The organism is Pantoea sp. JGM49, from assembly GCF_018257655.1.
Classification (GTDB): domain Bacteria; phylum Pseudomonadota; class Gammaproteobacteria; order Enterobacterales; family Enterobacteriaceae; genus Pantoea; species Pantoea communis.
Window position 1 is genome coordinate 50,104 of record NZ_JAERJM010000003.1, and the last position, 13,694, is coordinate 63,797.

Here is a 13,694-nt window from a genome sequence, read left to right on the forward strand (position 1 = left end):
CTTTTTTTCATCGCCCGCCGATAAAGTTCCTCGCCCAGCTATGCTATAACCTCTGCATCGTATTTCGCCTCAAGGAACTGATTATGCAAAATAAACCACTGACGCTGCTGATCCTCAATGGGAAAGGCGCGGGCAATGAAGATTTGCGTGCGGCGGTGAATACGCTGCGCGATGAAGGTTTTAATCTGGCGGTACGCGTGACCTGGGAAAAGGGCGACGGTGACCGTTACGTGCAGGAAGCGGTGGAATTGCAGGCTGAAACCGTGGTAGCGGGCGGCGGCGATGGCACCATCAATGAAATCGCCACAGCGCTGGCGGCAGTGCCTGCAGAGCAGCGTCCAGCACTGGGTATTCTGCCGCTTGGCACGGCCAATGATTTCGCCACCAGCGTGGGGATTCCAGAGGAGATGGAACCGGCGCTGCGTCTGGCGGTGTTGGGTAAAGCCAGCGCGATTGATTTGGCGCGCGTGAATGGCGATCGCTACTTTATCAATATGGCGACCGGCGGCTTTGGCACGCGTATTACCACGGAGACGCCGGAGAAATTGAAATCGGCTTTAGGCGGCGTGTCCTATTTTATTCATGGTTTGATGCGAGTGGATGCGCTGAAGCCGGATAGCTGTGAGATCAGCGGTCCGGGATTTGAGTGGCAAGGTGATGCACTGGTGATCGGCATTGGTAATGGTCGTCAGGCAGGTGGCGGACAGAAGCTGTGTCCGGATGCGTTGATCAATGATGGGCAGCTGAATCTGAGCATCGTCACCGCGCAGGAGTTGTTGCCGACCTTGCTGCATTCACTGACGCGTAATGATGAGAATCCGAATATTGTCTCGGCGCAGTTGCAGTCGCTGAGCATTCGCTCACCGCACGAGATGACGTTCAATCTGGATGGCGAACCGCTGACCGGCAGCGAATTTGACATTGAGGTGATGCCAGGCGCGCTGAGCTGCCGCCTGCCGCCGCAGTGCCCGCTGCTGGCGTGATGTTAGTCGGTTAGATTCGGAAGAAATGCAGTCTGGATTGCTAGTGGTGATGCAGCCTGGGTTGCTGGTGATAACGCAGTCTGGGTTACTGGTGATAACGCAGTCTGGGTTGCTGGTGATAACGCAGTCTGGGTTGCTGGTGATAACGCAGTCTGGGGTCGCTTTGGGGCTGGCGGTCCTCGCGCCGCTGACGCGGTGCCTTCACTTCACTCGTCAGCCGGACGGACCGGCGCAGACGGAACATCCCTGTTCCGGCTGCGCCTTTCGCCAGCATCCATGCTGGCTCTCCTGGTTTCCTCATTCCGTTCAGCGCTGCGAAATGCCAGCCCCAAAGCGACCCCAGCCTGCTCATTAGCTTTAATGCGTGCTGTCAGAGGTGCTGCCTGTTAGACATTGCGCTCATTGGCTAACTTTGGCTGCTGCCAGAATCACTCTTTAGCAATATTCACTACCGGCTAAGAAGCTGCCCTAGCCTGCCCTAGCCTGCCCAACAGCTTGAATGCGTACTGTAAGAAGGGCGTTACACCTTCATCCAGCGACGCTCGACGGCGGATACTGCTACCGCTTCTAATACCTTCTGCACCTGCAAGCCTTCGGCAAAATCTGGCCACATACGATCGCCGGCTGCGATACCGTTGATCAAGTCACGGATCTCCACGGTTTTCTGATCGTTAAAACCAATACCGTGACCCGCTGATACGCAGAAGTTAGCGTAATCCGGATGGGCCGGGCCAGTCAAAATGGTTTTGAAGCCCTGACGTCCGGCAGGTTCATCATGGATATACAACTCCAGCTCGGCCATGCGCTCTTGGGTGTAGCGTAGCGTGCCTTTGGTGCCGGTGACCACGTAGGTGAGACCCATTTTGCTGCCACAGGCGATGCGTGAAGTCTCGAACACACCGTGTGCACCGTTTTTAAAGCGCAGTAACGCGCTGGCCTGATCTTCGTTCTCTACCGGCAGCAGACGTGAAGGGTCTTTCGGATCGGGACGCTGTTTAATCACCGTCATCATATCGCCGCTGACTTCTTCGATGTCGCCCACCAGATAGTGCGCCATGTTAACGATATGCGCCGCCAAATCGCCCAGCGCACCTAAACCGGCCAGCGCTTTCTGACAGTGCCAGTCGAGCGGGGTTTCCGGACGTGCCAGATAATCTTCGTTGTGGGTGCCGTAAAAATGAATCACTTCACCAATTTCACCACGCGCAATGATTTCACGCGCCAGTTGGCTGGTCGGGTTTTTCATGTAGTTGAAGCCCACCAGCGTTTTGACGCCTGCCTGCTGCGCGGCCTGCACCATCTCTTCTGCATCGGCCACAGACAACGAAAGCGGCTTCTCGGAATAAACGTGTTTGCCGTTGCGGATCGCTTCCAGCGCCATCTCTTTGTGCAGGAAGTTCGGGGCGCAGATGTCGACCACATCAATATTGGGATCGCGCACCAGCTCGTGCCAGTCGCCGGTTGATCTGGCAAAGCCAAAGGTCGCCGCCTGTTTCGCGGCCAGTTCAGGATTCACCTCTGCCAGCATTTCACGCACGATTTCGCCTTTCAGCGCAAAAACAGTGGGAGCCTGCGCGTAAGCTATGGCGTGACAACGACCAATGTAACCACTGCCGATCATTCCGATTCTGACTTTGTTCATGCTGCACCTGGAGTTGTGGGTGGGAATTGCTCTGGAATATATGTTTCGCTTTTGGCCGCCACAACGGCGAAATGAAATATCTGTGATCATACATGCGAGGTATCTGACAAAATCGACAAATCAGAATGTAATTTTGCATAACATTAGTGACTTGCATCACAAATCATCCTGTTATGGAGGGTGATTCAGCGCGCTAAGGCGGAGAAAATCGTAAAATTGACGCTTTATTCAGCAGTCAGTAAAAAATGTAGAAAAGGCCTTTGACAACCCAGAGCCTGCTCGTTACTATGCGCCCCGTTCCAAACGATTCCTCTGTAGTTCAGTCGGTAGAACGGCGGACTGTTAATCCGTATGTCACTGGTTCGAGTCCAGTCAGAGGAGCCAAATTCTTGAAAAGAGCAGCCTATCAGGCTGCTTTTTTTATGCCTGCAATTTGGGAGGCGATGAATGGAATAGTTGGGCGATGTCCTATCTAAAGTCATTGTCGGCTCAATCTGAAAATCTCAGCCAAACCTGCACATCTCATCACAGCCTGAACATCTCAAACCCAATTCTCCCCCAACATAGCTTGAAGACCTCATATCACTCTGAACATCGCAACCCACTCAACACCTCAACCCTGTTTGAATATCTTCGGCCTGCCTGGGATCTCACCCCAAACTGAAAGTCCCACATCTCAAATCTCTGCATATTTCAGCCCCACTCCAACTCCACTGCCCCATCTTCCAAACTGCCACAGTTCTTCGCTCCCTCTCCCTGCACTCTGTGACTCTCTTCACAACTCTTTAACGCCGACTTGTATGGTAGTATTAGCAAGCGTATTTTTCATTCATTGCATTCCCGTTGCTGCCAAATCCACCAATTAAGTGTGTATCTGGCAAGGAGTAGATGATGAAAAGTGTCGTAATTGTACAACCGGGTGAATTGGTAGTGGCAGAACGCGCATTGCCTGAACCAGCCGCAGGCGAAGTGCGCGTCAAAGTGCAGTTTGCCAGTATCTGCGGTTCAGATGTGCACATCTGGCACGGCCACAACCCATTCGCCAAATACCCGCGCGTGATTGGCCACGAATTCTTTGGCCTGATCGATGCGGTGGGTGAAGGCGTGGATGCCGCGCGTATCGGCGAGCGTGTGGCGGTGGATCCGGTCGTCAGCTGCGGACACTGCTACCCCTGCTCCATCGGTCGCCCAAACGTCTGTAAAGAACTGCAGGTAATCGGTGTGCACCGTGACGGTGGTTTCAGCGAATTTGCGGTGGCACCGGCGAAAAACGCTTTTACTCTGCCCGCTTCTATTCCGGACAAACTCGCCAGCCTGGTGGAACCGTTCACCATCGCGGCGAACATCACCGCCTTCCTCAAACCGCAGGCCAATGACGTGGCGATGATTTACGGCGCTGGCCCGATGGGCTTAACCGCCATTCAGGTGCTGAAAGGCGTCTACGGCGTGGAAAAAGTGCTGGTGGTGGATCGTCTGCCGGAACGTCTGGCGCTGGCGCAGGAAAATGGCGCTGATCAGGTGTTCAACAACAGTGAGATTCCGCTGGCCGCACAGCTGGAAGGCGTGCAGCCAACATTGATCATCGATGCCGCCTGCCATCCGACCATTCTGGCAGAAGCCGCTGCCCTCGCCTCTCCGGCGGCGCGTATTGGCCTGCTCGGCTTCTCCGGTGAGCCTTGCAGCATCACGCAGCAGGCGTTAACCAGCAAAGAGTTATCACTGTTTACCTCGCGCCTGAACAGCAATCGCTTCCCGCAGGTGATTGAGTGGATGGAGAAAGGTCAGATTCAGCCAGAGAAATTAGTCACCCACTATTTCCCGCTGGCCGAGATTGAAAAAGCGATGACGCTGTTCGAAAAAGATCCGCGCACCTGCTGCAAAGTGATTCTGCACATGGGTTAAGTTAATCTTCACACCAGGTGTCCTTAATCCGGTGCGTACCCGCCGGCCAATATAATAATCCTCTCAATGCTTCAGGCTGTATCAAAGCGGCAAGTGATTCAATCCCCGAAGGGGATGAGATTAAACAGGCCACACAGAAACAGATTGAAGCATGATAGGGAAACGGAGTTTCTATGTTAAAGAATCTACGCTGGACCCTCGTACTGCTGTTGTTCCTGGTTTATATGATCAACTACCTCGATCGTATTGCCCTTTCTCTGACTGTACCGCTGGTAGAAAAAGACCTGATGATCAACGCCGAACAGTTCGGCATGATTTTCGGTAGCTTCTTCTTTGGCTACGCGCTGTTTAACTTTATCGGTGGCCTGGCGACCGATAAATTCGGCCCGACTATCGTGCTCGGCACCGCCGTCGGTATGTGGTCGCTGTTCTGTGGCATGACCGCACTGGCGACCGGGTTCTGGTCGATGATGATTCTGCGCGTGCTGTTTGGCATGGCGGAAGGCCCAATCTGCGCCTCGGCAAACAAGGCCATCAACGGCTGGTTCCCGAAAAAACAAGCCGCTACCGCAATGGGCTTGCTGAGTGCCGGTTCGCCGCTGGGTGGCGCGGTGGCAGGCCCGATTGTGGGTTATCTGGCGTTGTCATTTGGCTGGCGTCCGGCGTTCGTGGTGATCTGTGTGATTGGCCTGGTGTGGATGGGTTTGTGGTTCTTCTTCGCCGCTGATAACCCGGCGCGCAGCAAAAAAGTCTCTGCAGAAGAGCGCGCGCTGGTCGAGAAACTGAAAGCGGAAGAACCGGCTGATGTCATCGATTCATCAGGCAAAGCGCACGGCATGGGTTACTACCTGCGTCAGCCGATTATTCTGGTCACCGCTTTTGCCTTCTTCTGCTACAACTATATTCTGTTCTTCTTCCTGAGCTGGTTCCCGGCTTATCTGGTGCAGGCACACGGCCTGGATATTAAATCCATGAGTATCACCACCATGATCCCGTGGATTGTCGGCTTCGTCGGCCTGGCGTTGGGCGGTTGGATCTCGGATAAGATTTTCAACATCACCGGCAAGTTGCTGCTGTCGCGCAAAATTGTTCTGGTGGTCTCGCTGCTGGCTGCCGCCATCTGTGTAGCACTGGCGGGAACGATTAAAGAGGTGAATTCCGCGGTGATCATGATGTCGATCTCCATCTTCTTCCTCTACATCACCGGTGCGATTTACTGGGCGATTATTCAGGATGTGGTGCACAAAAGCCGTGTCGGCAGCATCAGTGGCTTTATCCATCTGATTGGTAGCCTGTCCGGGATTGTTGGACCGATTGTCACAGGCTATATCGTGCAGCACACCGGTAAATTCGACAGCGCCTTTATTCTGGCGGGCTGTGTCGCCGGGATTGGTGCGATGCTGGTGCTGTTTGTGATTCGCAGCCCAAAGACCGTAGATAAACCGGTGTCCGCATAACAGATTGACCATAATGGGGCGCTCAGCGCCCCGTTTGCTAAAAGGAAAACGCATGTTAGAACTTGATCGCCTCCCCGCCGACGTCCAACGTCCCGCTTACGACCGCAGCCAGTTAAAAACCCGCATGGTACATATCGGCTTTGGTGCTTTTCACCGTGCCCATCAGGCGCTCGCGACCGATAAACTGGCAACAAAAGGCAGCGACTGGGGCTACTGCGAAGTGAATCTCAACAGCGGCGCACTGATCCAAGCGCTGCGCCAACAGGATTTGCTCTATACCCTCACCGAGATGGCCGATAGCAGCCTGCACACCCGCGTGATTGGCGTGGTGACGCAAGCGCTGCATGGCAAAGGCGACGGCATTGATGCGGTGATTGAGGCGATGAGCCAGCCGGATGTAGCGATTGTCTCGATGACGGTGACCGAGAAAGGCTATTGCTACATGCCTTCCAGCGGCAAGCTCAATCCGGATCATCCTGATATCGTGCATGACCTGAAAAACCCCACGCAGCCGCGTTCGCTGCCGGGCCTGATTCTGGCGGCGATTATCCGTCGCCGCGAACGTGGATTAACGCCATTCAGCGTGATGTCCTGCGACAACATGCCAGAGAACGGTCACGTCACGCGCAACGTCGTCACCCAGCTGGCAGAACGCCATAGCCACGAACTGGCAGAGTACATTCAAACGCACATCACCTTCCCCTCCACCATGGTGGATCGCATCGTTCCCGCCATGACCGATGCCGCATTTGATGCGCTGGAAGCGCGCTTAGGCAGCAGCGATCCGGTGGCGGTGGAAGCCGAGCCTTTCTTCCAGTGGGTGATTGAAGATAACTTCGTTAACGGCCGCCCGACGTGGGAAAATGCCGGTGCTGAGCTGGTCAGTGATGTATTACCGTTTGAAGAGATGAAGCTGCGCATGCTGAACGGCAGCCACTCGTTCCTCGCCTATCTCGGCTTCCTCGCCGGATACGAACACATCAGCGATTGCATGGCCGATAGCCACTTCCGCACAGCGGCACGCGCGCTGATGTTACAGGATCAGGCGCCGACGCTGCGTACTCAGGGCGTGGATCTCACCGCCTATGCCGACTCGCTGATCGCTCGCTACGAAAACCGCGCCATCAAGCATCGCACTTATCAAATTGCCACCGATGGCACACAAAAGTTGCCGCAGCGTTTGCTGGACAGCGTGCGCTGGCATCTGCGTAACGGCACCTCGTGTGACTATCTGCTGCTGGGTGTGGCGGGCTGGATGCGTTACGTGAGCGGTGTCGATGAGCAAGGTCAGGCGATTGAAATTCGCGATCCAATGAAAGAACAATTGGCGAGCATCGTTGCGCACAGTGATGAGGGTGCACAGCGCGTCGAAGCCTTACTGCGGATACAAGCGGTATTTGGCGATGATTTACGTTATCAGACCGCCTTTGTCTCACGCGTCACCGACTTGTATAACCAGCTTAATACCCAAGGTGCACGCGCGATGGTACAAGCCCTTGTGACACAGGCATAAGTGCCTTCACAAATGTGTAGCGCAGATGCAGCGTGCTGATTAGACTGAACCTTTCTCATCGGGCTGGCGTAGGCCAGCCGTAATACGGATATTGCTGCATGTCGATTGCCTATACCATTACCACCAGCGAACCCGTAAATCAGCAGATTTATCGTTATCTGCGCAAAGATATCGTGACCTGCGCCATTCATCCCGGCTCGTTGCTGTCGGAAAAAGAAGTGTCCGCGCGCTTTAATGTGTCGCGCCAGCCAGTCCGAGAAGCCTTTATCAAACTGGCGGAAGCGGGCCTGGTGCAGGTGCTGCCGCAGCGCGGCACTTTCGTGCGTAAAATTTCCGCCCAGCGTGTGGCCGACGGCCGTTTTATTCGTGAAGCGGTGGAGATCGCCGTGGTGCGACGTGCGGCACAGGAGATTACTCCCGAGGGCTTGATGGCGCTGGAGCACAATCTTCAGTTGCAGCGTCTGGCGGCTGAACGTCACGACAGCCAGGCATTCTTAGCGCTGGACGATGAGTTTCACCGCCTGATTGCCGAAGGGATTAACTGCCTGCTGGCATGGGAAACGGTGGAGAACATTAAAGCCACCATGGACCGCGTGCGCTTCCTGACCCTGAGTGAAGTGTCGCCACCGGAAAGCCTGATTCAGCAGCATGAAAACATCTACCAGGCGTTAAAAGCGCAAGATGTTGAAGCGGCAGAAGCGGCGATGCGACGTCATCTGCAGGAAATGATTTTGACCATTACGCCGATTGCTGAGCGTAATAGCGAATGGTTTGAAGCGCCTTAGATTGTCTGCGATTAGAGCCCCTCAACCTGGTCCTCTCCCATATAAAGGGGGAGACCCAAGCAAAGTGCGATTGGCGAGCGAGTGAAGCGCGTGTTGCCGCTCAATAGAGAGCTTTGCAGATAAGATTTCGTCCCCATGCTCTCGATCAATCCCCAATCATTACTCCGCTGACCGATTCCCCTCCCGCTTGCGGGAAGGGATTTGGGCAATCAATTACGCAATTGTGACATCTTTCGCCAGATAAACATCCTGCACCGCATTAATCAGCTGTACGCCCTCTTTCAGCGACTTCTTAAACGCCTTACGGCCCAGTATCAGCCCCATACCGCCCGCACGTTTGTTGATCACCGCAGTACGCACCGATTCGGCAATGTCAGTGTCTCCGGCTGATGCGCCACCGGAGTTGATCAATCCAGCACGGCCCATATAGCAGTTCGCCAGCTGGTAACGCACCAGATCGATCGGGTTCTCCGTGGTCAGCTTGCTGTAGACGCGCTCATCGGTATGGCCGAATTTCACCGCCTTGTAGCCGCCGTTGTTCTCGGCCATTTTCTGCTTCACGATGTCTGCGCCAATGGTGGCTGCCAGATGGTTGGCCTGGCCGGTCAAATCAGCGCTGGCATGGTAATCTACGCCGTCTTTCTTGAAGCCATCATTGCGCAGATAGGCCCACAGCACGGTCACCATGCCCAGTTCATGCGCACGCTCGAAAGCAGCCGAGATCTCTTCAATCTGACGACGTGACTGCTCAGAACCAAAATAGATGGTCGCGCCCACCGCAATCGCCCCCAGGTTGAATGCCTGCTCGACGCTGGCATACAGCGTTTGATCGTACTGGGTGGGATAGCTCAGGGTTTCGTTGTGGTTAAGTTTCACCATAAACGGAATGCGGTGTGCATAGCGGCGTGATACTGAGGCCAGCACACCATAGGTAGAGGCGACACAGTTACAGCCGGCTTCAATCGCCAGCTCAACAATGTTCTTCGGATCGAAGTAAGCCGGGTTGGCGGCAAAAGAGGCACCCGCTGAGTGCTCAACGCCCTGATCGACCGGCAGAATCGACAGATAGCCGGTGCCCGCCAGGCGACCAGTGTTATACAGGGTTTGCATATTGCGTAATACGGCAGGAGAACGATTGTTGTCGATCATCACACGATCGACGAAATCCGCGCCCGGTAAATAAAGGCTGTCCGCTGGAATGGTCATGCAGCGATGTTGAAGAAGTGAATCCGCTTCTTTGCCCAATAACTGTACGATGTCCGTCATGTTGGCTCCTGAAATAAATGGCTGGAATGGAACCGGCAATGGCCGATTCGCCCCCAACAGCCTGGACCGAAAAGCGCCAGGCTGGCAAATTGCTGACTCCATTTTTCAGACGGATACGCAGTAAAAATATTTTGCCACCTTGCGATGGGCGGCCTTCAGATTGAATCCTGCAACGCAGAGGCACGCCTTAATCGCCGTTCTGCTGCCCTACCACCACTGATGGAAATGGTGCACCGGACCAATGCCCTTGCCGACTTCCAGCGAGTCGGCGTGCAGCAAGGCCTGCTGCAGCCAGGCTTTGGCTTCGGTGACTGTATCCGCCCAGTTATCGTGACGTGGACGCAGTGCCGCTAAAGCGGCGGACAGCGAACAACCGGTGCCGTGGGTATGGCGCGTATTGACGCGTGGTGCGGTGAAGCGCTGACGCCCTGCACGGGTGATCAGCCAATCCGGGCTTTCGGCATCACTGAGATGTCCGCCCTTCATTAATACCGCTTCACAACCGAGATCCAACAGCGCATCGCCCTGCATCAGCATGGTTTTCTCATCCTGCGCCATATCACGGCCCAGTAGCGCAGCGGCTTCGGGCAAATTGGGCGTGATCAACGACACCTGCGGCATCAGCAGTTCACGCACGCTGGCCACCGCATCGGGCGACAGCAGCGGATCGCCACTCTTAGCAATCATCACCGTATCCAGCACCACAAACGGCAGGCTGGCGCGTTTCAGCCGCTCGGCCACCACTTCGACAATCGCAGATTCCGACAGCATGCCGATTTTGGCGGCATCAATACGCACATCGTCCAGCACCGAATCCAGTTGCGCGCCCACGAAATCGGGTTCAATGCGATACACCGACTGCACGCCGCAGGTGTTCTGCGCCACCAGCGCGGTAATCACACTGGTGCCATAGGCGCCCAATGCGGAGAAGGCTTTGAGATCGGCCTGAATGCCTGCGCCACCGCTCGGGTCAGTACCTGCAATGGTTAACGCGTTGATGCGCTTCATACGGCAACCTCCAGCGTCCAGAGGTTATCGAGGAAAGCCGCGACAAAGCTGCCTGGCCCCTGAACAGCACGCGCCGCCTGCTCGCCCGCCAGCGACATCACGCGACATGCCGCCGCCACATGCTGCAAGCGGTCGCCCGGTAAGCTGCTGAAGGCCGCGACCACGGCGGTAAGCGCGCAGCCGGTGCCGACCACGCGCGTCATCAGCGGGCTGCCGCCTGGAATCGCCAGCGTGCGTTTGCCATCAGTGACGTAATCGACTTCGCCTGTGACCGCCACCAGCGTGTGGTAATCCTGTGCCAACTGTTGCGCCGAGCTGAGTGCGGCATCGGCCTGATGCACGCTGTCCACGCCGCGCCCGCCCGCAGCCTGGTTAGCCAGCGCGAGGATTTCCGAGGCGTTGCCACGAATCGCGGCGGGATGCAGGCTCAGCAGCTGCTGGCAGAATTCGGTGCGGAATGAGAGTGCACCCACGGCCACCGGATCGAGCGTCCAGGGCGTGCCGACTTTAGAGGCGGACTGCACCGCCGCCAGCATCGCATCGCGACGGTCGCGGGTTAAGGTGCCTACGTTGATCAGCAGCGCATCGGCAAAACTCACGAACTGCGCGGCTTCCTCGGCATCGATCACCATCGCGGGAGAGGCTTGCAAAGCCAGCAGCACATTGGCGGTAAAGGTTTGCACCACGTCATTGGTCATGCAGTGCACCAGCGGTGCCTGCTGACGCAGCAGCTGCAGGGATTGCGCGAATTGCGCGGAGGTAAGAAGGTCAGGCTGTGTCATAAAACTCCCAACCGGCGATCAAGAAGGCGAATGCGGTCAGGCATCTGACTTCCCTACGCTGGCATTATCCAGATCAGGTCAGCGGGTGTATCTCAGCCCTGTTTAACAGGGGCACCCCGAGTCATGGCATGGTGAACATGCCGCACACAGGATAAGGCGAGCGTGAAGGATTGTAAATCGTGGTCGTTTGAAGGATGCTGAAAACGGCACTAAATCAAAATAGTTAAAATAATTCGACAGGCTAAATTTTAAAAAGAGCCGTTTCGATCAATTATCATCATTAATTAACTCTCTTCTGAATTTTCCAGATTTATTCTAATCACTGAAAAATCGACTAATCAACACGCGCCTCCATATTCATTGATGCACATCAACGCCCTGCCAGGCGTAGCAAGGCCTAATCCCCCTCCGGACTTGAACAGAGTCACTGCCTATCCAATTCCGGAATCGATAATGATCTCAAAATTATTCAGCTTTGTTCCGCATGCCCATAAATGGCACGACATTCGTATTTCGCGCAAAGGCGCTATTTGCCCTTCCGGTCGCCACTATTTTTCCACCCATGTTGAAGCTCGATGTAAAAGTTGCGGCGAACGTTTGCATAAAGTTTATTACCGCGACGTGAGCGATGCGGAAGCACGGCGTTGGTTGGGATGAAAAACAGGCAAAAAAAAGCCCCGTAACATCCGTTACGGGGCTGCTGCGTGGCTATCGCAATAAAACTTATTCAGCCGGTTGGGTGCGGATCAGGTAATCGAACGCGCTGAGTGAGGCTTTCGCGCCTTCACCGCTGGCGATGATGATCTGCTTGTACGGCACCGTGGTGCAGTCACCCGCTGCGAACACGCCTTTCAGGCTGGTTTCGCATTTGGCATCGATAATGATTTCGCCCATCTTGTTACGTTCTACCGCGCCTTCAAGGAAGGTGGTGTTCGGCAACAGACCAATCTGCACGAAGATGCCGCTCAGCGCGATCTCGTGGCTGGTCTGGTTGTTACGGTCGATGTAGCTCAACCCGGTCACTTTGCTGCCGTCACCTTTCACTTCGGTGGTCTGCGCATTCAGAATCACATCGACGTTTTTCAGGCTGCGCAGTTTGTCCTGCAGCACTTTGTCGGCGCGCATTTCGCTGGCGAATTCCAGCAGCGTCACGTGCTCAACCAGACCCGCGAGGTCGATAGCCGCTTCAACGCCGGAGTTACCGCCGCCGATAACTGCCGTGCGCTTGCCTTTGAACAGCGGGCCATCGCAGTGTGGGCAGTAAGTCACGCCTTTGGTGCGATACTGCTCTTCGCCCGGCACGCCCATGTTGCGCCAGCGTGCGCCAGTGGCAATGATGATGCTGCGTGATTTCAGCACTGCGCCAGACGCGGTTTCAATCGCGTGCAGACCGCCCTCTTTCGCCGCAGGAATCAGCTTGATGGCGCTCTGGGTGTCGATGACGTCAACATCGTAATCATCGACGTGGGCACGCAGTGAACCGGCCAACTTCGCGCCTTCGGTTTTCTGTACGGAGATGTAGTTTTCGATGTCCACGGTGTCGAGCACCTGACCACCAAAACGCTCGCCCATCAGGCCAGTGCGGATACCTTTACGTGCCGAGTAAATCGCTGCCGCTGCGCCCGCTGGGCCGCTGCCGACGATCAGCACTTCATAGGCGTCACGCTTGTTCAGCTCTTCTGCTGCACGTTTCTCAGCGTTGGTGTCCACTTTGCCGACGATTTCCGCCAGGCTCAGACGGCCCTGACCGAACTCTTTGCCGTTCAGGAATACCGCAGGAACGCCCATCACGTTACGTTCGGTGATTTCGTTCTGGAACATGCCGCCGTCAATCGCGGTGTGGCTGATGCGTGGGTTCAGCACCGCCATCAGGTTCAGCGCCTGCACCACGTCAGGACAGTTATGGCACGACAGCGAGTAATAGGTTTCGAAATGCAGGTCGGTATCCAGAGCAACCACTTGCTCCAGCAGACTCTGCGACTCTTTCGAAGGGTGTCCACCGGTCTGCAGCAGGGCCAGCACCAGTGAAGTAAATTCGTGACCCATTGGCGAACCGGCGAAGCGTGGGCCGCTCTGGCTGCCTGGGTTAGTGATCAGGAAAGAGGGTTTACGAACCGGACGATCATTCTCTTCACGGAAGCTGACTTTTTCTGACAAGCTCGCGATATCGGCTAGCAGAGAACGAATCTCCGCAGATTTAGCGCCATCATCCAGTGTGGCAATCAACTCAACCGGTTTCTTTAATTTCTCAAGGTAAGCCTTGAGCTGTGTTTTTAAATTGGTATCGAGCATAGTGAGTTCCTGTCAAGAAAATCGGGTGCCGTAGCACCCGATTGAGAAAGATCGAATGGCTGGG

General features: G+C 55.4%; 11 protein-coding genes, 1 tRNA gene and 1 riboswitch. Of the genes, 7 read left to right on the plus strand and 5 right to left on the minus strand.

Annotation, left to right across the window (positions count from 1 at the left end; translation table 11 throughout):
- Positions 1 to 83 precede the first annotated feature (83 nt).
- Positions 84 to 983: a lipid kinase YegS gene (gene yegS, locus JK231_RS06270; RefSeq protein ID WP_211728225.1), complete on the plus strand. Its 900-nt coding sequence runs from the start codon at positions 84 to 86 to the stop codon at positions 981 to 983.
- 520 nt (positions 984 to 1,503) lie between these two features.
- On the opposite strand, the gene JK231_RS06275 is transcribed toward yegS, so the two are convergent.
- Entirely contained in the window at positions 1,504 to 2,625 is a 1,122-nt protein-coding gene (locus JK231_RS06275) for a Gfo/Idh/MocA family oxidoreductase (RefSeq protein ID WP_058961411.1), read from the minus strand.
- A 308-nt stretch (positions 2,626 to 2,933) separates the two neighbouring features.
- Between JK231_RS06275 and JK231_RS06280 the strand changes: the two genes are divergently transcribed.
- The 5 genes from JK231_RS06280 to JK231_RS06300 all read left to right on the plus strand — a co-directional run bounded on the left by JK231_RS06280 (position 2,934) and on the right by JK231_RS06300 (position 8,282).
- Positions 2,934 to 3,009, plus strand: a tRNA-Asn gene (locus JK231_RS06280).
- 507 nt (positions 3,010 to 3,516) lie between these two features.
- Positions 3,517 to 4,527, plus strand: a complete 1,011-nt coding sequence (locus tag JK231_RS06285) for a Zn-dependent oxidoreductase (RefSeq protein ID WP_211728226.1) — start codon at positions 3,517 to 3,519, stop codon at positions 4,525 to 4,527.
- Positions 4,528 to 4,700: 173 nt separating this feature from the next.
- A complete protein-coding gene (locus JK231_RS06290; RefSeq protein WP_034824866.1) occupies positions 4,701 to 5,984 on the plus strand; it encodes an MFS transporter in 1,284 nt (427 codons plus the stop codon).
- 52 nt (positions 5,985 to 6,036) lie between these two features.
- The gene (locus JK231_RS06295) at positions 6,037 to 7,497 is read left to right on the plus strand and encodes a mannitol dehydrogenase family protein (protein ID WP_211728227.1); all 1,461 of its coding nucleotides are present in this window, start codon (positions 6,037 to 6,039) and stop codon (positions 7,495 to 7,497) included.
- Positions 7,498 to 7,595: 98 nt separating this feature from the next.
- Entirely contained in the window at positions 7,596 to 8,282 is a 687-nt protein-coding gene (locus JK231_RS06300; protein WP_034824871.1) for a GntR family transcriptional regulator, read from the plus strand.
- A gap of 213 nt (positions 8,283 to 8,495) precedes the next feature.
- Here JK231_RS06300 and fbaB read toward each other — a convergent pair whose 3' ends face one another.
- From fbaB to thiM, 3 genes are all read right to left on the minus strand, one after another.
- Positions 8,496 to 9,548, minus strand: coding sequence for a class I fructose-bisphosphate aldolase (fbaB, locus tag JK231_RS06305; RefSeq protein ID WP_045832840.1), 1,053 nt, complete (start codon positions 9,546 to 9,548; stop codon positions 8,496 to 8,498).
- Between the two features lie 207 nt (positions 9,549 to 9,755).
- The gene (gene thiD, locus JK231_RS06310; protein ID WP_211728228.1) at positions 9,756 to 10,556 is read right to left on the minus strand and encodes a bifunctional hydroxymethylpyrimidine kinase/phosphomethylpyrimidine kinase; all 801 of its coding nucleotides are present in this window, start codon (positions 10,554 to 10,556) and stop codon (positions 9,756 to 9,758) included.
- Positions 10,553 to 11,338 carry a hydroxyethylthiazole kinase gene (gene thiM / locus JK231_RS06315; RefSeq protein ID WP_211728229.1) on the minus strand — a complete coding sequence of 262 codons (786 nt, stop codon included), beginning with the start codon at positions 11,336 to 11,338 and terminating at the stop codon, positions 10,553 to 10,555. Before thiM ends, thiD begins: the two co-directional genes overlap by 4 nt.
- 33 nt (positions 11,339 to 11,371) lie before the next feature.
- Positions 11,372 to 11,467: riboswitch (TPP riboswitch) on the minus strand.
- Positions 11,468 to 11,791: 324 nt separating this feature from the next.
- Here thiM and JK231_RS06320 point away from each other — a divergent pair.
- Positions 11,792 to 11,995: a hypothetical protein gene (locus JK231_RS06320; RefSeq protein WP_211728230.1), complete on the plus strand. Its 204-nt coding sequence runs from the start codon at positions 11,792 to 11,794 to the stop codon at positions 11,993 to 11,995.
- A 66-nt stretch (positions 11,996 to 12,061) separates the two neighbouring features.
- On the opposite strand, the gene ahpF is transcribed toward JK231_RS06320, so the two are convergent.
- Complete coding sequence (ahpF, locus tag JK231_RS06325; RefSeq protein WP_097116623.1) at positions 12,062 to 13,630, minus strand: alkyl hydroperoxide reductase subunit F; 1,569 nt, start codon at positions 13,628 to 13,630, stop codon at positions 12,062 to 12,064.
- Between the last annotated feature and the right edge of the window lie 64 nt (positions 13,631 to 13,694).

Bases quoted from the DNA above. Each gene is read 5' to 3' on its own strand.
- yegS (WP_211728225.1), top strand. From the start codon at position 84: ATGCAAAATAAACCACTGACGCTGCTGATCCTCAATGGGAAAGGCGCG.
- JK231_RS06275 (WP_058961411.1), bottom strand. From the start codon at position 2,625: ATGAACAAAGTCAGAATCGGAATGATCGGCAGTGGTTACATTGGTCGT.
- JK231_RS06285 (WP_211728226.1), top strand. From the start codon at position 3,517: ATGAAAAGTGTCGTAATTGTACAACCGGGTGAATTGGTAGTGGCAGAA.
- JK231_RS06290 (WP_034824866.1), top strand. From the start codon at position 4,701: ATGTTAAAGAATCTACGCTGGACCCTCGTACTGCTGTTGTTCCTGGTT.
- JK231_RS06295 (WP_211728227.1), top strand. From the start codon at position 6,037: ATGTTAGAACTTGATCGCCTCCCCGCCGACGTCCAACGTCCCGCTTAC.
- JK231_RS06300 (WP_034824871.1), top strand. From the start codon at position 7,596: ATGTCGATTGCCTATACCATTACCACCAGCGAACCCGTAAATCAGCAG.
- fbaB (WP_045832840.1), bottom strand. From the start codon at position 9,548: ATGACGGACATCGTACAGTTATTGGGCAAAGAAGCGGATTCACTTCTT.
- thiD (WP_211728228.1), bottom strand. From the start codon at position 10,556: ATGAAGCGCATCAACGCGTTAACCATTGCAGGTACTGACCCGAGCGGT.
- thiM (WP_211728229.1), bottom strand. From the start codon at position 11,338: ATGACACAGCCTGACCTTCTTACCTCCGCGCAATTCGCGCAATCCCTG.
- JK231_RS06320 (WP_211728230.1), top strand. From the start codon at position 11,792: ATGATCTCAAAATTATTCAGCTTTGTTCCGCATGCCCATAAATGGCAC.
- ahpF (WP_097116623.1), bottom strand. From the start codon at position 13,630: ATGCTCGATACCAATTTAAAAACACAGCTCAAGGCTTACCTTGAGAAA.